This window comes from Aeoliella straminimaris, assembly GCF_024054565.1.
Classification (GTDB): Bacteria; Planctomycetota; Planctomycetia; order Pirellulales; family Lacipirellulaceae; genus Aeoliella; species Aeoliella straminimaris.
The window spans coordinates 629,972-648,615 of the sequence record NZ_JAMXLR010000036.1 but is presented as its reverse complement, the minus strand read 5'-3'; the positions used below and the strand labels follow the sequence as shown (position 1 = coordinate 648,615).

Genomic DNA, 18,644 nt, shown 5'->3' with positions numbered 1-18,644 from the left:
GTGCCACTGCGCCGGACGGGTTGCTGGTGCCGGATAGCTTCTCGCCGTGCTTGAAGCCTCGAACAGATTTTCCATTGGTAGTTTTGAACAGCACCGAACCACCACCGGTTGCGCCGTTGAAAAGACTCTCGAAGTCGCGGGTCTTTCCTTCAATGGCTTCAATCTTGGCAGAGTAACCTTCAACGGCTGCCATCAGTTCGTCATACCGCTTTTGGTCGCGGGCATCCAAACTGCCGTCGCCATTGGTCAGGTTCTCGTTAATGCTCTTGGCAGTCGCCAGAGCTTCGGCACGCATTTCCATCAGTTCTTTGCGGCTCATGGTCGCTTGCATCTTTTGTGCTCCTATTGCTCGATGCGGGTTCCACCCGCGTTAATGAAGTCCTGGACAGCCTTGTCGGTCCAACGCACTAGGCGGCGGCCGATGCGGCAATCAGGTTCGGGTAGTTCCCCACGCTTCACCATCAGCTCGATGGCTCGCTCGGTAATCTGAATCTCGGCGGCCAATTGTTTCTTGGTCCACAGCCGACGGTTTTTAGCCTGCATAGTTGACGCTCCCTACGGGGTTGCTTGTGCGGTTCAACCGGCTCGCCACGATGGCCACCAGAACGGTTTGCAGCTCGTCGAACAACTCGCCAGAGCGATAGCGGTCGGCCGTCTTCGACAAGGCATCCAGCGATACCAGCGTTTCCGCCAGCTCGGCGTTGCTCCAATCGTAGAAAGGCACCTGCAACGGCTCATCCTCGATGCCCATGCCTCGGGCAGCCTGTCGGCTCCGTAGTTCACGGGTAAGCCAACGTGAAAACGTCGGGCAGTTCGCATCGAAGTGGCGGCAATCGTCCAGCAGGTTAGCTAGCTCGCTGTCGCTCAGCTTCGGCAGGTAGAACTTCGCTTGAATGTTGTTCATCGTTTCCATGCTCCAATTCTATCCGGTTAGGTTCGGGGTTCTTCGGTGCTGTTGTGTGGCACCGCACAGTTTTTACTTGAACGATGGTTTCGGGTTGAACAATGGCCTTATCGACGTACCCGCAGCGGTCACACTGGCAGCGTCGTTCGATGTACCGGCCGACGGTTCGGGAGTGCGTTGCGTTCATGCTTCCAGCAAGACAGCGGGTACATTGGCGATGCCTACTCATCGCCAGTCCCTTTCCAGCACGTTCCACTTCGGGTCTTCCGGCGATGTATGTAAGCCAAGGTCTTTCCAAAGTTTGCTGAATAGTTGGCGAGATTCGCGCTCCACCTTCAACAGCGGGTGTAGGTGAACCGCGCCCGTCGTCTTCGTGGTGGTCGTCATGCCGGTGCGCTCGACTTCGGCACGTGCGCCGTCGGCTCGGTCCAGGGCTTCTAGCGACGTCTGAAGCATCGCCAGCCGCTCGGGTGTCTTTGCACGCTTGGGCACGACGGAACGCCACAGGGCTTGCGTGCGGGCCGTCAGGTGGGCAGGTGGGTCGAATTGGTCGTCCATGTTTGGTCCTCAACATTTAATGAAAAACATCCGTTTGTGATTTGTCCCCAAAAAACACGGGCGGCTTTGTGTTCGGTCGGGAGCCTTGCACTTCCCGAAAAATACCTCCCCCCCAGCAGCCGTGCGTCACGTGCCAGGGCGACGCCAGGTTCCTCTCGGGCGATGGTTCGCTCGCAGGCGTCGGTTAGGCTGGGTGCTCGGTAGAGTCCACCCAATCAGCGAAGCCTTGCCCTGAATCGTTCCTTGAAAGGGTTGGTTTGGACACCACGGACACCAGTTCCGTATAACTCCGCGAAAGTAATTTCCCTAGAAGTAACCGGGTCTGCTGTCCGTTCTGTCCAAGTCCTATGATTTACGGTACTTTTTGAATCAGTCATTTAGGCCAATCCCCTCGTAGACGGTGCCATTCGAGCGGTACGAACTAATCCCGGGTGTGGTGTCCATCCGCTTGGCGAAGGTCTTGCCAGCAACCGGTTTTTCGCCCCGCTGGTCACACCAGTTTGAGTAGCTCTTGTAGAGTCCCTTGGCGAGCAATCCTTGGCCGAGCGTGCAGCATTCGTTGATGAACACACCAAAGCTATCCATCTCGGAACGGTAGGCGTTTGTGGCCTCCTGAACGGCTGCAGGCGGGTCCAAGCCTCGCCGCTGATAGTCCAAGTACCCGTCAACCATCCATCGCAGGATTTTTGGCCACTCGGCTTTGAGCTTGCGTGGCAGCTCGGGGTCTTGCTTCTCGGGTGGAATGACGACATCAAAAGGAACCATCTTGAGACGTCGCCAGATTCCGTTGTCGGTGCCCTTCACCATCGGTTGATGGTTCGTCACCATCAGCGCCAGGTGGCTCGGAGTAAACTGCCAGTAGTCTTCGCGCATTCGGCGAGCCCGCAGCGTATCGCCTCCAGTCAGTTCTTTGATTAAGGCCTCATCGAGTCGCTGACCGTCGCCAGTCTCGGTGATCACCACCAACCGCCTGCTGTACAAGTCGGCGATGGCTGTCGGGTGCTGCTCATGCTTGCTGGCGATGCAGAAGTCGCGTGGTGCTTTAACGGCATAGTCACCCATTGCCCCCATCGCGGTTTCGACTACCAGTGATTTGCCGTTTGCGCCCGCACCGTGGAAGATGGCCAGTAGATGCTCAACCACCTCACCAAGCACACCCAGGCCAAACAGTCGTTGGACAAACTGCACCATCGAGGTATCGCCGGCAAAGATGGTGCCCAGGGTTTCCAGCCATAGCTCAGGCGATACACTCTCGGTCGGGTAGTCGAGTCCGGTGGTCTGTGTCAGCAGATGATGGGGATCGTGCGGCAGTAAGTCGCCGGTCCGTAGGTCCACCACACCGTTTTGGCAGTTGAGCAAGTGAGGATGCCGGTTCAGTTCGTCGTGGTGAATTGCAATCTCTGGCTGCGTAGCAGCAATCTTTATCATTGACTCGAGACGGCCGTTGCTCTGGCTGGACAACGCCCACTTCGCCAGGCTGTTGCGTCGAGCGTCGTCTGGTTCGTCGCGAGCTTCGTCGAAGATTGCTCGCACCGTCGATTGGGCGAGCCTGTGAACCGCAGCGGTGTCATCGCGACGCCAGCGGCCACCCTCCCACACCAGCCACTTATTCCAGGTGCCGACGTATCGGAAGTGCATTCCGAATCGATTCACCAATCGGCGAGCGTTTCCCAAGTCCGTTTCACGTTCAGCTTCATTGATGAGCGTGCGAGTCGCTCCATTCAATCGAGACTCAGCTTGCACGGCGCGCCCTCCCTTGCGTCAAATGCTTCTCTACCGCATCTAGTCCCCGCAGCAGTTGCAGGGCGTGGTAACGGCTCACAACGTCGCTCGGGCGAACCTCACGCACCACAGCGGATGTGCGGGGCTTGGTGTCCATGAGATCCCGGTAGCACCACGGCAACCGCTCCCGGGTCAGGTCTTCGGCCACTTGCTCGCCCTGGGCGGTCCAGGTGGTCGGCGTCGCCTGGATGCGGACGTCGATGTCGTCAGGTCCGAAAACTTCGAGCCATGGGCCACGGTCGTTGTGGTGAACGAGAACGAGAACCTTTTGCCGTGTAGGCCGTGATGGTGTATCCTTACGCATAGCAGATTCTCCTTTGCCCTGGTGCGCAGGTCGCAGCGCGTGCCAGGGCTTTTTTTGTGAATCAAGAATTCCGGGCGTCGTTGACGGCTTGGAGCCAAGCACGATAGACGGACCGCTTTGTCATCCGGCGTCGTGTGGCGACGATAGAGGGTAACTTGATTCCGGCCGCACCACGACCAGCGCACCAGCGGACGATGGTGGTCGGATGGGGGCGGACGCCTGTTTCGCGTTCGGCGATGTCGGCGACGGGCTCAAGAGGCTCGTCGCTGGTCAGGTCCAAGTCAGGCAGGGAAAGCGTAGCAGGCATGAAAAAACCTCACGTTGAGTGGAAGAAAAACCAACTCAAGTGAGGTTATTCGGGTAATGTCACAGCAGCGATTTAAGCCTAGCTAATTCTGACTACTGCTCGACAAGCCTTGTATTGCAGAAGTTTTTGAACGCTAACGAACGCTGTCACAAAACTAGCTCTTGGGCTTCTGTGACAAATTCAACCGGCTGCGGATGTTTCGGACAGTGCCAGCGGACAGGCCGGTCCGCTCCACCACCGTGTTGTTGTCGATGTTCGGGTCTTTCAGAAGCATACGCTCGGCTTGCACGGTTTCAGGTTTCTTTCGTCTCCCCGGCTTCTCGCTGGTGAGACACATTCTCCGCAGGTCATCTACCAGCCAGATAACGCCGTCAATCGCCTGAGTGATTTGAACGATCGTGACATCGTGGTCCATCGACCGCTTCAAGCCTGAGTGCAGCCCCACCAGCCGCCCAATGTGGGCTAGTTGGGAGGGCTCCCGGTTGGTCTTGTCCCGAACGAACTCGTAAATCCGAGTCGACCGCTTGCAGAAGTCCTTATCGAGAAGATGGTCGCCATCCATGTTGGCGTAGTTCGTAACGTCAAACCACCAGCTCTCAATGTCTTCTTCGAACTGTTCGAATCCAGGGCGAACGTATGCCATCTAATTGCACTTTCATTTTGGAGCCGGGCGACCGACGGCTACCGTGGCGAAAGTGCAAGCCACGATGAACCGCCGGTCTGTGCGGTTAATTACTCCGCAACCCGGCGTGATGATGTTGATTTTACCCGATTAGTGCGGCAACCTCACGTCCTTTGGTGATGTCGCGCTCGGCGTAAACCTGGGTCACGTCCGCCTTGCTGTGCCCCAAGATTACCTGGGCGGCTTCGAGCCCAAAACGCTGGCGAATCGACGTTGCCGCAGTGTGTCGCACCTGATTGGGTGCCCAACGGTGCCGACGGTTCCACTCATCGAGTGCTTTACCTTCGGTGCCCTTCGGAGCGGGAAACGCACGGGCACAAGCACGTTGGATAGCTTGGCGGTAGGAGTCGACACGATACCGCTTCTGCTTTTTTGGGACGGCGATGTGCCGCTTGGGACGGAAGCAGAACTCATCCGACGGTCGAAGCAGATAGGGCGTCAAAATCTTCTGCCCCTCGGGACCGATAAACACGGTACGACGCTTGCCGTGGTGCTCTGTCTTGTGACCATCGACGTGATACTCCCACACTTCACCAGTGCGGTCGATGTCCTGGGGGCGGATGCTACAGACCTCATCAGGGCGACATCCAGTCAGTAGTTGCAGGCGGACCATATCGGCCACGATGTCGGGCATGTGGGGCAAAGTCTTGTCCACGACCGTGATGTCCACCGGTTTGACGGGCTCGGTTTCCTTCGCCACGGTGCGACCGGCTTTCAGACCGGGGAGAAGTGCTAGATTCTGGGGGACAGATGGGGGCAGAAGTTCTTCAGTTGCCGCCCAGGTGAACGCCAGCCGAACCCGACGGATGTTCTTATTGATGGTGCCACGAGTGTGGCCGGCGTCAACCATCGCCTGCCGTATGACCTTCAAGTCGCCCAGGGAGAAGTCCGCAGCAGGCAGACCGACGTGGTGGTCAGTCAGGAATTTGAGAGCACACCGAATAGCGGCGGGCTCGGTGGTCGGCTTCCCACCTTTGCGGTAGTAGCCGTCGGCGTGACGCTGGAAACGGGCGACCAACTCACCGATGGTGAGAGAGGGTTTCGGGGTAGGATTACCCCGGTTTGTGTCCGGCTTCTCGATGGGGCGACCCGCTAACAGGTCTGCCACGATGCGGGCGTAGGCGTCCCGGCTTTCGTCGGAACCGTACTTGCCGAGATAGATGGACCGTCCTTTGACCTTCACCACGGCCCGACCACTGGGCTTATGGAGCGAATAGGACGGGACTTTTGGAGGGCGTGCCATGCTGCCAACCTTTCTGGGGTACGATTACCCCGGCTTTCGGTTGCTTGCAGGCAGCACGGCTAAGAGTGCCGGTTAAGCTAAAACGCTTACGCCTAAGAGTTTACAGTAAGTGGAGGATAGCGGGCTCGAACCGCTGACCTTTTGGCTGCCAGCCAAACGCTCTCCCAACTGAGCTAATCCCCCGGATTATTCGGTCCCGGTATTTGGGAGTGGTGTTGATGACCTCTTCGGTCGCCAACCCAAGTACAGTATGTTTACGTGATCGCCCGAGATTGTCAACGCCCGCTACGGGCCCCCGATAGGCCCCGTATTTCCCTATTATTAGCCTTTTTCGCTCGAATGTCCAAGGCCTCGTCAGCTCGACACCTGAAGTCCGCCCTCAAGCTGCTCCTGGGACTGGCCATCGTGGCGTACCTGTTCTATCAGGCGAAAAGCGGCGAGAAGTTTGAAGAGATTCTGCACGAACCCAAAAATTGGCGGTTACTGACCGTTTCGTTGGGCTGCGTTGCGGCGGCCGTGCTGTGCGGATTTGTGCGATGGTATCTGTTGGTGCGGGCGGTCGACTTGCCGTTTACCCTGGGGGACGCATTTCGACTGGGATCGCTCGGCTTCGCACTGAATTTTGTTGCTCCTGGCGGAGTAGGGGGAGATCTGTTCAAGGTCGTGGCCTTGGCCCGCGAGCACTCGAATCGCAAGAGCGAGGCCGTCGCCACGGTGGTGGCCGACCGTGTCATGGGTCTGGCCGGACTGCTGATCGTCACCAGCAGTGCATTGCTGATCACCGGCTTGCCGTGGGGCAGCCACGCGACCTCCGCCATCCAGACATTGAGTTACTTTGTCCTGGCGTTCACAGCGGGGCTATTCATTGGTTTGGGACTACTCATGCTGCCAGGACCAACAGGCGAAACCATTGCCCGCACGCTCGCCAAGGTGCCGGTCGCTGGTCACTTTGTCTCCCGCTTGTTCAGTGCCTGCCACCTCATCACTAGGAAATCCCAATTCCTGTTTCCAGCCCTGGCACTCAGTGTGGTGGTTCACCTGCTGCTGGTGTTGTCGTTCTACTATGTCGCGCAAGCCCTACCGGTCGAGCATCCCTCGCTTGCCGTGCACTTCTGTATTGTGCCGTTGGCCGAGACGGCTGGTGTTTTGCCACTCACACCAGGAGGCCTAGGTACCACCGAAGCAGCTCTCAACGCGCTTTACACCGCCGTTGGTGCCAGTGGCGACGTCGGCACCTTTGTGGCATTCGGACAGAGGCTCGTCATGCTGTCGGTGGGGACTCTGGCGATCGGCTACTTCCTGCTGCAACGCAAGAACGTGGAAGCAGCACTGCATGAAGCCGAGGAAGAGTTGGAAGAGGAGGAGGAACTAGCTGACGAGGCCAGATCGACTCACGGCGAGAGCAGATTACTCTAAGGTCCGAACACAGGTTTGCCGTCGGCAATCAAGCTGCGTCCCTGCGAGTCAAAAGCTGGCACGCCGCTGGAGTCGACATCGCACTCGAACAGCTTCAGTTCGGCCAATCCCTCCGTACGAACCTGCACGCGACCATTATCGTAGAAGTTGCACCGCAGCGCTTCGACTCGCGATACTCCGCCCACGCTTAGTCCCGCACGGCCATTGGCCCGGCAGTCGACGTCCATGAGCTCGCAGTCGCGAACCAATTCATGGGCATTGATGCCATCCTGCTGAAATCCTTGAATCACCAGATCCTGGATCCGCACGTGACGAACGTTGTACAAAGTGATGCCCGTTTGCAGCAGTGTATGCCGCAACTCGTAATCCTCGGGAATCTTGTTTCCTTCGGTGCGAAAGTAAATCCGCCCATTCAGCAGAGCCCATTCGGCGGGGTCCAGTTGCGAAAACTCGTACTTGGAATAGAGAGCCGTGCGTGGCAGTGGTTTACCGCTGCTGAACAACTGCTGGTAGGTCAGTCGGCGGGGGCGCAAGGCGAACACGTTGCCTTCAACATGCTTCCACGCGCCGGGTGCGGCCGTCACCGTGCCATCCAGCACGGCACCGTTGCCATCTATCACGAAGGGCTGACCTCGCAATCCACTTTGATGCGGTCCGGTCATCGCGATCATCTCGCGATACGGCTCGCCAGTATTGGCCAACTCGATGCGATCGGCCCTGCCGGCTCGAGCCAATGCTGCGCAGATCGTTCTAACGGGACCATTTTCCGCCTGCGGTTCGGCCGATAGCCCGGTCGCCCGGTCGCTTCCTAACAGATTGTTGACGTAATAGGTCGCACTGTGTACCGGGCAGCTTGCCCCGATAACCAGCAGTAACGTGAACAGCCCAAACCATCTCGCCATGACTTCCTCGCATCCAATGGCCGCAGAGCGCACCGTGCGCTTATCGAACCTCATCGGCGAGCCTGGCTGGCAGGTTGAGCCTAAGATGTCGTCTCAGCGACTGCTAGCATGGCGACGCCGCACGAGCGAGCCTACTACAAGTGATGAGAATAGCACGGCTACCGTGGAAGGTTCGGGGATTTCAGTGGCCCCCGATAGCTCGTCCATTCCAATCTCCGACCCCAAATGATTCCGCCACACCACGTAGTCGGCAATGTCGACGGTACCATCGCCGTTGCCATCGGCAGCCAGCGAGTTGATGCTAGCGAACGACTGGTTCCAAACATCGTAGTCCAATTCATTCACCATCCGGTCACCGTTGTAGTCACCCGGCAAAGTGGAGTCGGTATCGATGCGGAAGATATCGCCGTCCCGATCCACAATGTACAAATTGCCGTAGAGATCCTCACCAAACGAAGTTGGCACGCCGATTTGGCTCACATTTGATCCCAGGGTGCTTTCGATGTTCTCGACGGTCGAATCGGGGGAAGCCGGATCGAAACTCCACAGCTGACGAGGAAAGCTGTCGCCAAAAAAGTATCGCCCGTTGACCTCTGGATCGGGGCCGCGATACACGTACCCACCCACCACCGAGTTTCCGCCGAACTCACCTTGTCCGTCCGACACGTAGTCGTACACGGGGGCCACGTAGTCCGATGGCTCTGGGCCACCTACGCTGGGTGTTTGGATGTCTCCCTCTCGCAATCTCCATCCGTAGTTTTCGCTGCCGGCGCTGTCGGCCCGCTGAAAGTCAATTTCCTCTCGTGCCCCCTGTCCCACGTCGCCAATCCAAAGGTCTCCAGTGACTCGATCGAAGCTTGCCCGCCATGGGTTGCGTAATCCATACGCCCAGATCTCGTCGAGCGTATCGACTTCGCCATCGCTGGCAAACGGATTGTCCGGGGGAATTGCGTAGTTCTCCGCGGAATCGGCGGGAAAGTCGTCACCATCCACATCAATGCGTAGCATCTTGCCCAATCGGGTGTTGAGGCTCTGTCCGCGATTGTTGGGGTCGTTTCCCGAACCTCCGTCGCCGGTAGAGATGTACAACATGCCATCGTTGGGGGAGAAACCCAGCCATCCACCATTGTGATTGTCGAAGTCTTGCGCGAAACTCAAAATAGGAACTCGGCTCGTAGCGTTGGCCACCAACTCACCATCCTGCAGCGAAGCGGTATACTCATCGACCCGAGTCCGATCCCGCCCCGGCCCTGGATCATGCGTGTAGTTCACGTAGAACTTGCCGTTCGTCTGAAAATCGGGGTGAAACGCCAGCCCTAACAACCCTTCCTCGTTGTGCCCCCGCTTCACTTGGCCTGTGATGTCCAGGAAAGTCGTCGATTGCTTGGTCCCTGTCTGGCGGTCAAAGATGCGAATTGCCCCCGACTGCTCGACGACGAACATACGATTGGGATCTCCCGGTGCGTGAGTTGCGAACGTCGGATCGCTGAATCCGGTGGCAATTCGGGTAAGCCCCGATATCTCACTTCGCGCCGACACGGCGATACATATTGCAGATAGAAATACCGGTAGGCAATTTCGATGCCCTCGTAGCATGATGCTTCCTCAGAGTTGGTTCAGCCAGCGAGTCCCTGCGCGCGGTGTACACCGCGACGAAACAGTATACCGACTTAGCAAGTCCGGTGCCGCAGGATATAATCCGTATCGCTATGCCGCAGAACTCGCAACAGATTGCCCGCGCACTTCAAACACTGCTTCGCCAGAGTCGCGGCAGGCTTTCGGGCAAATGGCTCCTCGTATTGTTCGTGCTGGCAACAGGGTATCTTCTCGCTGAGCCGATGCTGGAAGCGAGGCTGGGTATTGATCTCCCTGGTGCGCACTCTCCGGACGAAGTGGTTGCCGAACAACCAACCGTTGATTCCGCTCCTGCCAGTCAAGATGAACCAACTTCCGCCAGTCGATCTGATGCTGGACCGAACGACCTCCCCCTGGAAGACGTGCTGGAAGAGATTGGCCGCGACACCTATCAATCCCCATCCGGCTTGGTGTTTGGTCGCGGAAGCGTTGATGGCACGCGACTGGCCCACCTGATGACTCACGCCGAAGACGAGCCCAATCGACCAGGTCAACACGGCGTGTTCGATGAATCTGACCAGGCGCGACTCGTGCAACTCGTCGATCGCGCCTACGACCAAGCACTTCATAACCAGAATTCGAAACGACGAACCGAGGGCCGTCGCGAGGTGTTCACCATCGACCTGGGGCGTCGCATTGGCTATATCGGCGGGCAATCCGGTGCTCGGCGCAACCATCCTCCAGCGCACCACATCCGATTGGTCGTCGACGGGAATCGCTTCATTACCGCCTTTCCGGTAACGCCTTGAAGTCGAAGAGAACAAAAAACGTGCCACGCATATGACCAACAATCAACCGCAATTCGACTCATCGCCCAAGTTCTACGTGGGGTTCTGCCACCTCTGCGGTACCGGCCCGTTGGGCCTGCGAGTCTGTGGCGACTGCGCCGCGGTGGTTATTGTTTGCGACGAATGCGACGCGGCCTGGACTGGTGCCGAGATTGAACAACCGCCCACTACTACTGGCGTCACTACCCTGCCCTGCCCTCATTGCAATAGCGACTTGTTCGAACCTCCTGCCCATTGGGCCGATGCCGAAGAAATGCAAGCTTGCGAGTGGCTTAAGCAGGCGACGCAGCAGAATCGCTTGGTGGTCCGCAACTCAAAGGACAGTTACAACAGTCAATCGGATTAGGTGCCCCGAATCAGTAATGCTCGCTGTCTGGATCGGCCTTTCGTCCCTTGGAGTGCGTTAGCTCATTCCCAAGTCATTGACGAACGAAGCCTCCGCCACCACTTCGTTCTCCTCTACGCCCAGGTTTTGAACAATGATTGGGCGTACCTCATTGAGAATGGAGTCGAACGTTTGCAGGTGAAGTTGTTTGGACGCGACCGTCATGCCTGAGATGTGGCTGGCAAGTTCGCCGAAGGTATCCAATGCCTCGGGCGGGTGCCTTCGAAGGGCAAGGGTCGAAAGGTGCGCAGCGAAGACAAGCAGCACCGCCACGGTTATCGTCAGAGGTAATAGCGCCAAATCGATCCAGCCAGCCAACACCAATGCCAGCAGGAAGAGCGTGGCCCCACCGCCCCACAGCAATTGCTGCACAACGGTTGATCGTCTCAGAGCGGGGAGACGGATGCCATGCAAGTCGGCTAGCCTGCGCCAAAGCCGAACCCGTTCTGGGGCGGTAAGAACGTCCACCACCCGGGAATCTGTCCGAACACGTAGCCGATCATTGGATACGATCTGACGGACACAGGTTCTGACCAGCAAGAACGAGGACAAAGTTGGACACGCTGTCGCGTGCGCCGCATCAATTCGCCGCTGGATCAGCGTCACGAGATCGCCCACCGTGCGGACTTGCTCGGCCTCACCATCCTGAATGGAAATGCCAAAGTACTCTTCAATATCAATAATGAGCTCAACACCATCGAGTCCCATCGCTTCGCCACTCGAGAACAGTCCTGGTTCGAAGCCAGCCGCGGTGCCTTTCCATTGAAAGACTAACGCAGTAGACAGGATCGTATTGTAGCCGAAACCAGGACACAAAACCGAATACCGCTAACTGTTACTCCGTCTGCACTCACTTCCAATATCCCCGATCCAACATTCGGTAGTTCACCGCTTCGCTCAAATGCTCGGGGCGTATTGCTTCGCTCTGCTCCAGGTCGGCAATCGTGCGAGCGACCCGCAGCACCTTGTCGTGCGCACGAGCAGAGAGGCCCAGTTCGTTAATGCTTTGCCGCAGCAAATTGGTGCATAATTCGTCCAGCGGGCAATTATGACGAATCTGTCGCGAGGTCATCTGGGCGTTGGTCCGCGTGGCGGATTTGGCAAAACGGGCTGCCTGCAATTGGCGAGCACCGCTCACTTCGCCCCGCATGTCATCGCTCGATGTGCCTTCCTGTTTGGAAGTAAGTTCCTTGAACGGCACGGCGGGCACCTCGATGTGAAGATCGATGCGATCCAATAGCGGACCGCTAATCTTACTCATATACCGCTCGATCTGCATCACGCTGCAATGGCATTCGCGGCGTGGATCGTTGCGGAACCCGCAGGGGCAGGGATTGAGCGATGCGATTAAAATGAAATCGGCGGGGAACGTGGTGGAGGTCAGGGCACGGCTGATGGTCACCGAACCATCTTCCAGCGGTTGGCGGAGCACTTCGAGTGTCTGGCGATTGAACTCCGGCAGTTCGTCCAGAAATAACACCCCGTTATGCGCCAGGCTGATCTCGCCCGGTGCGGGAGTCGAACCACCCCCCACCAGGCCTGCGTTGCTGATAGTATGGTGCGGCGAGCGAAACGGCCGACGGGCCAACAGGGGTTCGCCCGCCCGAAGTCGCCCCACAGCGCTATAGATGCGAGTTGTTTCCACCGATTCTTCTGCTGTCAGTTGCGGCAGGATCGTCGGCACGCGTTTGGCAAGCATCGTCTTGCCACTACCAGGCGGGCCTAGCATTAATAGATTGTGTCCTCCCGCGGCGGCAATGGTGATGGCTCGCTTGGCCATTTCCTGCCCGCGGACGTCGGCATAGTCCACGTCGTAGCTTCCATGCTCGTCGAACAGTTCCCAGATGCGGCACGGCTCGGGCTCGATCTCGATGTTTCCGCCAAAGAAGCCCACGGCTTGGGTCAGGCTGTCGACGGCTATCACTTCCAGACCTTCGACCACGGCTGCTTCGGGAGCATTGGCCTTGGGCACCACGAGACCGCAAACACCCTTGATTCGCGCTGCGGCCATGGCCATCGACAGCACTCCCTTGACGGGCCTCATGCTTCCATCGAGTGCCAATTCCCCCACCACGGCGTATTCGCCCAGGCGATCGGACGCAATCTGCCCGCTTCCTGCCAGCACGCCCAGAGCAATGGGCAGGTCGAACGATGCTGCTTGCTTGGGTAGCTCGGCAGGGGCGAGGTTAATAACCACCCGGTCCTGAGGTCGGACAAAGCCGCTGTTGACCATCGCCCGCTCGATGCGGTGGGTGCTCTCGCGCACCGCGGCTTCCGGCAGGCCGACCAGGATCGTTTTGGGTATTGCCGCACCTGAAACGTCGACTTCAGCCACGACCGGCAAGGCATCGATACCCACCAGACTGAAAGTATGTATGCGCGCTAGCATCAGGTCTCCCCCCGCCGAGGTGCGATATGTACGTACACTATATCCACACGTTCACTGCTATGCAAGCACCTTCCGGGTCAGGAACCGAGAAAAACCGCACTGCTTGGCGGGATGCCGAATAATACCCGCGTCAACATGGAGAGAATGCGCAAAGAACGAGCATCCTGCCATAAGTTCCGCAGCTGCGGCGCAGTTGAGGACGATACTCTTCGCAGATGGGCAGACCACCCGTGTGCGCTCTGCCCCGCGTCCCCCTACCAGACCCATCCACAATCGCCCGCCCCGCCGGGTACGAGGGAACTATGCAAGCGATTATCACTGGCACGTCCGTCACCCGCCGCCTAGCCACCTTGCTGCCCGCCGGGCTACTGATCACGGCGGTTGTCGCCTCGCCGGCCGCGGCGTTCTGGGGAGATCAGGGCAACCAATGTTGTACTGACGCCTGCGTGCGCCGCGAACCCGTCAAAGGCGCGGCCCACGACATCTACAACTACCTGGAGAACGGCCGTGCGGCGAACGCCATGTGGCCCTATCCTTACGTGTGCCCCGATCGAGTGTGGGCGCATGCACCGTTCGACATCATGGTTGCCAACGGCTGGCGTCGTCAGAATCTGCTGGGAGCCCACCACTTCGATCCGCAGACTGGCAAGCTGACCCGTGCCGGCGAGTTGAAGGTCGAGTGGATTCTCACTCAGACGCCACCGAGTCGTCGTCAGGTCTTTGTGGAACGCTCCATGAACGACGACGTGACGCAAAACCGTATTGCTCAGGCCCAGCAGTTCGCCAATGGCCTGCCAATCGAGGGTGGCGACACGATTGTACAAGACACCTACGTTCGCAGCCCAAGTCGCGCCGCTGGCATGGTGGATGGCGAGCGCAATTCGTTTATCGAGAACCGCAAACCTGCCGTGTTGCCCGCTGGCACGACCAGCACCAGCTCGGCAGCGTCCAACTAAATTACGCTGTTAGCAGTTCCTAACAGTCACGTGCGTACGCACCAATTCCAGGGAGGGAAAGCCGTGCGGAAAGTCCTACTACTGGCAACCTTGATTGCCACGTCCGGAAACTCTGTGCTGGCGGTGCCGTACTTAGACGGCAATTCGCCCCAGGCAGAAACCAAGCAGTCGTCTGGCTGGCACTTGCCGCGATTGTGGGGCAAGAAAGACGTTGCGCCCGATCCTCAGTTCACCTATCGACCACCAGCGGCGGCGCCACCGTCTACCACCCAGCGGATTACCTCCGCACTGGTAGATAACCGCGCGGTGGCCGGTATGCGTGGCTGGATGGGCTCGGCGAATGATGCCAGCGGCCCTCAAGAGCAGGCGAACCCGCTGTCGCTCAGCCATCCCACTGGACCACCGACGCCTTCGTTGATGGTGTCGATGGCGCAGATTCAGGAGAAGCAAGGCGACTCGGATGGCGCTCGAAAGCTGTACTTGAAGGCTCTGGCTGCCAATCCCAAGAACGTCAAGACGCTTCGGGAATTGGGCCACTTTGAGGACCGGCAGAACCATCTGGCGGATGCCGAACGCTACTACGCCGAGGCCGCGAACATTGACCCGCAGAACGCTGCCGTGCTCAACGATCTGGCTCTGTGTCTAGCGCGGCAGAACAAGCTCGAGCAGTCGGCTCAGTTGCTGGACCAGGCAATTGCTCTGGCTCCCTCCAAGGCACTGTTCCGCAACAATATGGCTACCGTGCTGATGGAGATGGGTCAGCAGCACCAGGCGATGGGCCACCTGATGGCCGTCCACTCGCCGGCTGCTTCCTATTTCAACATGGGGCACCTGCTGGAGAAGGGTGGACAGTTGGAAGCGGCTGCCGCTCACTATGCCGAAGCCCAGCGGCTGGACCCCAACTTGCAGGCCGCAGGGGCCGCCCTCGCAAGGGTCGCTCCCCAGAGCCAATCGCAGGTGCCGCAAACGGCCATGGCTCCCACAGCGCCCAGCGCGTCTAGCTTCAGCCCGCAGCAACAGCAGGCGTGGCAGCACTCGCTCCAGCAGCAGCAGCACACGCCGCAGCAGCAGGCGTGGCCTTCCGAGTCGCTGCCGGCGACCATCGCCAAGCCCGCGTCGGTCGAGCCCGACTTTGGCCCGCGGTTGCTGCCACCGGTGGATTAGTCAGAAACGGTTGGCTGCCGCTCGCGTTGCTTGACACGCCGCCCTGCACGTGCGACCGTGGAAGTTGATTGCCGCCTGTGCTCACTGGAGCACACGGCGGCCTCGCTCCACGGACAACTCCTCGTGAAAGGGTGCAGCATGTTAAGGCGGATGCAATATCTTGGCGGCACTGGCTTACTGACTATCTTGACCTTGTGCTACGGCGCGCCTCCTGCGTGCAGCGACGAGCCCGCCATCACGCAAGGCGACATTGAAGCGACGCTCGTTCAATTCGAGGCCGAACAGCGTGAGGGGCGTCCGGCCCGCGAAAGAGAATCTGCTCAGCCGCGGGAACGTGCCCGCGAGCGTCTCGAACGCGAACGTGCGGAACAGGACCGGCCCACGCGCGACCGACTACAGCGTGAACGCTCTGATCGCGAAGAAGCAGACCGAGAGCGCCTCGAGCGTGACCGCTCGAGCGAAACGGATCGCGAGGAGAGGCTGGACCGGATAAGAGAGTTTCGGGCTCGCATCCAGGGCCAGGCACGGGAGCGCGAGCGAGATGCCGGATCCCGGCGCGATGCCCGCTCACCGGAGGTCGCTTCTCCTCACCCCCGCATCGTGGCGGTGCTCCAATCGCAGCAAAAAGAGCTGCAAGCACTCACTGCCCGCGTCGAGCGGATGGAGCAGCAATTGCGCCGGCTCCAGTCGTTCCACAACCAGCGGGACCGCCCCCAGCCGCAGCGTGAGACCGACCGCCCCCGGCGTCCCCGAGACCTTGAAGACCGCGGTGGCGACCAGCAGCGCATCGCCCAGCGCAATCGGGACATGCGTGAAGCTCGAGAGCAGGCGCGGGCGCAGCTGCAGGAGCAACGCGAACGCATGCGGGCGCAGCAGGAAGAGTGGCGCGAGAAGAACCGCCACCTCTTACGGGAAGTCGACGAACTCTCCGAACGCCAGCGCGACCTGCAGATGGAGCGCGAACAAGCCGAACGGCGGCTGCATCAGGCCCAACAAGAGCTAATGGAGAAATCCCAGCAGCTTCAGGAAGTGGAAGTCTCCCTGGCGCAGATGAGAGCTCAAATGGCACAGCACGCCGCGGAGGTGCATCGCAGCGAACTGGAGCTCGACCAACTCGAGCAGCGGCTTGAGTTTATCGAGCGTTTGAGACCCACGAGCCGCGAGGTCGATCGTGCGGAGCGCGACTCGCCCAGGCCACGAGAAACTCGCAAACCGCACGTACCGGATGACGCCATCTAGCGGAACAGCGAAGGCTCGCGGGCTAAGTCGAAATCTCGTCGCTCGCCAGTGGGCGGCATCAATTGCCAGTTCGATAGCGGCAGATCCTGGTTCCACTGCTCACCGGAGGCGGGAGCCTCGCTGGCAGGGATCGGCAAGACGCCCGATGTTTGCGGTCGCATGCGGTGCACTTCGTCGGCCGCGGGCTCGATGACCGAAGTAATCGGTTTTTCGACCGTGGTGGTTTCCAGTCGCGGCGTATCGGCCGCCCCGGTCAGCAGTCGCAGCACGCCAAACCCCGATAGCAGCAGCACGGTAGTAACCAGTGCCAGCACTCGGGTGTGGTCGTAGACGCGGAACGGCCGCGCTCGCTGCGCGGTGGAAGAAGAGTCGGTCGTGCAAGCGGCGGGCATCGTCATGGCGGGGCGGGCGGTGGGCGTGTCGTCGGTTGGATGGGTTGGATTCAAGGTCTTACAACTTCTATCGGCACATTCGGCACGTCCGCTACGGAGCGACTCGCTCAGCTACACGCAATTTTGCACTTCTTGATCTGGGATTAACAGCTTGCTCGGCGGCCGTGGCTACAAGTGGCTTACGAGTGACCACTTCCAACTGTTCGCTGTCGCGAAACGCTAGCTTCACCATCCGATCTTCCAACGAATGAAAGCTGATCACCGCCAACCGGCCGTGCCCAGCTAGCACCGATGGCATCCGGGCGAGTGCCACCTCCAGATTGTGGAGTTCGTCGTTTACAGCAATTCGCAAAGCTTGAAAAGTGCGAGTTGCCGGGTCGATGCGATGGTTCTTCGACCTCGGTACACAGCTCCTCACGATCGAGGCCAGATCGGCGGCGGTCTCGATCGGCTCTTGCCGCCGCCGCTCCACAATCTTCCGCGCAATCCGCCGGCTAAGCCGCTCTTCGCCGTACTGATAAATGATGTCGGCCAGGTGCTCGGCGCTGAGTCGTGCTAGCAACTTGCTGGCCGGCTCGCCGCTAGTGGGATCGAACCGCAAGTCGAGCGGTCCATCGGCATGAAAACTGAAACCCCGCTCGCGATCGGCCAGCTGATCGCTCGACAGTCCCAGGTCGAGCAAGATACCGTCGACCGATTCGACCCCCAGTTCACTCAACACCTCCGGCAGGTGGGCGTAGCTGGCGTAAATCGGCGTGACGTGCTTGAGGTCGGCCAGCATCTCACTGGTTCGCTCCACGGCGCCGGGATCCCAATCGAGCGCAATCACCCGCCCGGTGGGTCCGACGGCTTCGGCAAACAACCGCGTGTGCCCCCCGCCCCCCATGGTGCCATCGACCACCGTGGCCCCCTCCCGCAGTGCAAGCTGCTCCAGGCATTCGGCGGGCATCACGGGAACGTGTTCAGTCGAGGGCATGGAACTAATTGGGAATGCGGAATTCGGAATGCGGAATTGTTGATTACCTGGCGGCAGGACTATGTCATTCTGAAACCCATGTCATTCTGAAAGGAGTCCAGCGACCGAAGAATCTCGCCCTGCCATGCGTTTGGGTTTTGTCGCAGGTAGTTTTGTCGCAGGTAGTTTTGTCGCAGGTAGTTTTGTCGCAGCGGGTTTTGTCGCAGTGCGCGGCAAAACGATTCGCTGCGGCAAAACTCCGCTTCGACCAAATCAGCCACTCCGCGTAAGGTGTTGATACTTCATAGGTTGCGACATTCGATTGTGTTACGCCGCAGCGAATTGTTGCGCGCCTTTCGCCGCAGGTGCGACAAAACTTGTTTGAGTTCGGAATGCGGAATTCGGAGTGCGGAATCACGCGCAAGCGATCCACTTAGCTGATTGCGCATTCCGAGTTCCGAACTCCGCATTCGCAACCCTGTATCTTCCCACACCGGGTGTAAAATTCCTACCACCGCGGCTGAGAAAGGCGGAATCTGCCGCGTATCCCCCAACGTCATCGAAGCTGGATTCGCAAGAATTCAGGGTGTCTCTAGCGCGTCCGAATTCTTGCGAATCCGGCTACCTGGAGAATTCACTGCCT

General features: G+C 59.1%; 21 protein-coding genes and 1 tRNA gene. 6 read left to right on the top strand and 16 right to left on the bottom strand.

Annotated features, from left to right (window positions below):
- From NG895_RS12055 to NG895_RS12010, 10 genes are all read right to left on the bottom strand, one after another.
- Positions 1-331, bottom strand: a 331-nt coding sequence (locus NG895_RS12055; protein ID WP_252852751.1) for a hypothetical protein, incomplete at its 3' end; no start/stop codon positions are given.
- Positions 332-342: 11 nt separating this feature from the next.
- A complete protein-coding gene (locus NG895_RS12050; RefSeq protein ID WP_252852750.1) occupies positions 343-543 on the bottom strand; it encodes a helix-turn-helix transcriptional regulator in 201 nt (66 codons plus the stop codon).
- The gene (locus NG895_RS12045) at positions 533-904 is read right to left on the bottom strand and encodes a hypothetical protein (protein ID WP_252852749.1); all 372 of its coding nucleotides are present in this window, start codon (positions 902-904) and stop codon (positions 533-535) included. Before NG895_RS12045 ends, NG895_RS12050 begins: the two co-directional genes overlap by 11 nt.
- A 225-nt stretch (positions 905-1,129) precedes the next feature.
- Positions 1,130-1,462, bottom strand: a complete 333-nt coding sequence (locus NG895_RS12040) for a P27 family phage terminase small subunit (RefSeq protein WP_252852748.1) — start codon at positions 1,460-1,462, stop codon at positions 1,130-1,132.
- 369 nt (positions 1,463-1,831) lie between these two features.
- A complete protein-coding gene (locus NG895_RS12035) occupies positions 1,832-3,205 on the bottom strand; it encodes a DNA primase family protein (RefSeq protein WP_252852747.1) in 1,374 nt (457 codons plus the stop codon).
- On the bottom strand, positions 3,195-3,548 hold the full coding sequence (locus NG895_RS12030; RefSeq protein ID WP_252852746.1) for a hypothetical protein: 354 nt from the start codon (positions 3,546-3,548) through the stop codon (positions 3,195-3,197). Before NG895_RS12030 ends, NG895_RS12035 begins: the two co-directional genes overlap by 11 nt.
- A 61-nt stretch (positions 3,549-3,609) precedes the next feature.
- Entirely contained in the window at positions 3,610-3,855 is a 246-nt protein-coding gene (locus NG895_RS12025) for a DUF1580 domain-containing protein (protein WP_252852745.1), read from the bottom strand.
- 154 nt (positions 3,856-4,009) lie between these two features.
- Positions 4,010-4,498 carry a hypothetical protein gene (locus NG895_RS12020; RefSeq protein WP_252852744.1) on the bottom strand — a complete coding sequence of 163 codons (489 nt, stop codon included), beginning with the start codon at positions 4,496-4,498 and terminating at the stop codon, positions 4,010-4,012.
- A 121-nt stretch (positions 4,499-4,619) separates the two neighbouring features.
- Positions 4,620-5,780: a tyrosine-type recombinase/integrase gene (locus tag NG895_RS12015; RefSeq protein WP_252852743.1), complete on the bottom strand. Its 1,161-nt coding sequence runs from the start codon at positions 5,778-5,780 to the stop codon at positions 4,620-4,622.
- Positions 5,781-5,890: 110 nt separating this feature from the next.
- Positions 5,891-5,963, bottom strand: a tRNA-Ala gene (locus NG895_RS12010).
- Between the two features lie 156 nt (positions 5,964-6,119).
- Between NG895_RS12010 and NG895_RS12005 the strand changes: the two genes are divergently transcribed.
- Complete coding sequence (locus NG895_RS12005; RefSeq protein WP_252852742.1) at positions 6,120-7,196, top strand: lysylphosphatidylglycerol synthase transmembrane domain-containing protein; 1,077 nt, start codon at positions 6,120-6,122, stop codon at positions 7,194-7,196.
- On the opposite strand, the gene NG895_RS12000 is transcribed toward NG895_RS12005, so the two are convergent.
- Both NG895_RS12000 and NG895_RS11995 read right to left on the bottom strand, forming a co-directional pair.
- Complete coding sequence (locus NG895_RS12000) at positions 7,193-8,098, bottom strand: right-handed parallel beta-helix repeat-containing protein (protein WP_252852741.1); 906 nt, start codon at positions 8,096-8,098, stop codon at positions 7,193-7,195. The genes NG895_RS12005 and NG895_RS12000 overlap by 4 nt on opposite strands.
- A gap of 93 nt (positions 8,099-8,191) precedes the next feature.
- Positions 8,192-9,637, bottom strand: coding sequence for a PQQ-dependent sugar dehydrogenase (locus tag NG895_RS11995; protein ID WP_252852740.1), 1,446 nt, complete (start codon positions 9,635-9,637; stop codon positions 8,192-8,194).
- Between the two features lie 170 nt (positions 9,638-9,807).
- On the opposite strand from NG895_RS11995, the gene NG895_RS11990 reads away from it, so the two are divergent.
- A complete protein-coding gene (locus NG895_RS11990) occupies positions 9,808-10,482 on the top strand; it encodes a hypothetical protein (protein ID WP_252852739.1) in 675 nt (224 codons plus the stop codon).
- Positions 10,483-10,513: 31 nt separating this feature from the next.
- The gene (locus tag NG895_RS11985; RefSeq protein WP_252852738.1) at positions 10,514-10,867 is read left to right on the top strand and encodes a hypothetical protein; all 354 of its coding nucleotides are present in this window, start codon (positions 10,514-10,516) and stop codon (positions 10,865-10,867) included.
- Between the two features lie 57 nt (positions 10,868-10,924).
- Here the strand turns inward: NG895_RS11985 and NG895_RS11980 are convergent, their stop codons facing one another.
- Positions 10,925-11,614: an acyl carrier protein gene (locus NG895_RS11980; protein WP_252852737.1), complete on the bottom strand. Its 690-nt coding sequence runs from the start codon at positions 11,612-11,614 to the stop codon at positions 10,925-10,927.
- Positions 11,615-11,756: 142 nt separating this feature from the next.
- A complete protein-coding gene (locus NG895_RS11975) occupies positions 11,757-13,295 on the bottom strand; it encodes a YifB family Mg chelatase-like AAA ATPase (protein ID WP_252852736.1) in 1,539 nt (512 codons plus the stop codon).
- 302 nt (positions 13,296-13,597) lie between these two features.
- Between NG895_RS11975 and NG895_RS11970 the strand changes: the two genes are divergently transcribed.
- The 3 genes from NG895_RS11970 (at position 13,598) to NG895_RS11960 (ending at position 16,654) form a co-directional block, all read left to right on the top strand.
- Positions 13,598-14,251: a hypothetical protein gene (locus NG895_RS11970; protein ID WP_252852735.1), complete on the top strand. Its 654-nt coding sequence runs from the start codon at positions 13,598-13,600 to the stop codon at positions 14,249-14,251.
- A 63-nt stretch (positions 14,252-14,314) separates the two neighbouring features.
- The gene (locus tag NG895_RS11965) at positions 14,315-15,415 is read left to right on the top strand and encodes a tetratricopeptide repeat protein (RefSeq protein ID WP_252852734.1); all 1,101 of its coding nucleotides are present in this window, start codon (positions 14,315-14,317) and stop codon (positions 15,413-15,415) included.
- A 138-nt stretch (positions 15,416-15,553) separates the two neighbouring features.
- Entirely contained in the window at positions 15,554-16,654 is a 1,101-nt protein-coding gene (locus NG895_RS11960) for a coiled-coil domain-containing protein (RefSeq protein WP_252852733.1), read from the top strand.
- Here the strand turns inward: NG895_RS11960 and NG895_RS11955 are convergent.
- Both NG895_RS11955 and rsmH read right to left on the bottom strand, forming a co-directional pair.
- Complete coding sequence (locus NG895_RS11955; protein ID WP_252852732.1) at positions 16,651-17,100, bottom strand: hypothetical protein; 450 nt, start codon at positions 17,098-17,100, stop codon at positions 16,651-16,653. The genes NG895_RS11960 and NG895_RS11955 overlap by 4 nt on opposite strands.
- Positions 17,101-17,137: 37 nt before the next feature.
- Entirely contained in the window at positions 17,138-18,022 is an 885-nt protein-coding gene (rsmH, locus tag NG895_RS11950; protein WP_252852731.1) for a 16S rRNA (cytosine(1402)-N(4))-methyltransferase RsmH, read from the bottom strand.
- Between the last annotated feature and the right edge of the window lie 622 nt (positions 18,023-18,644).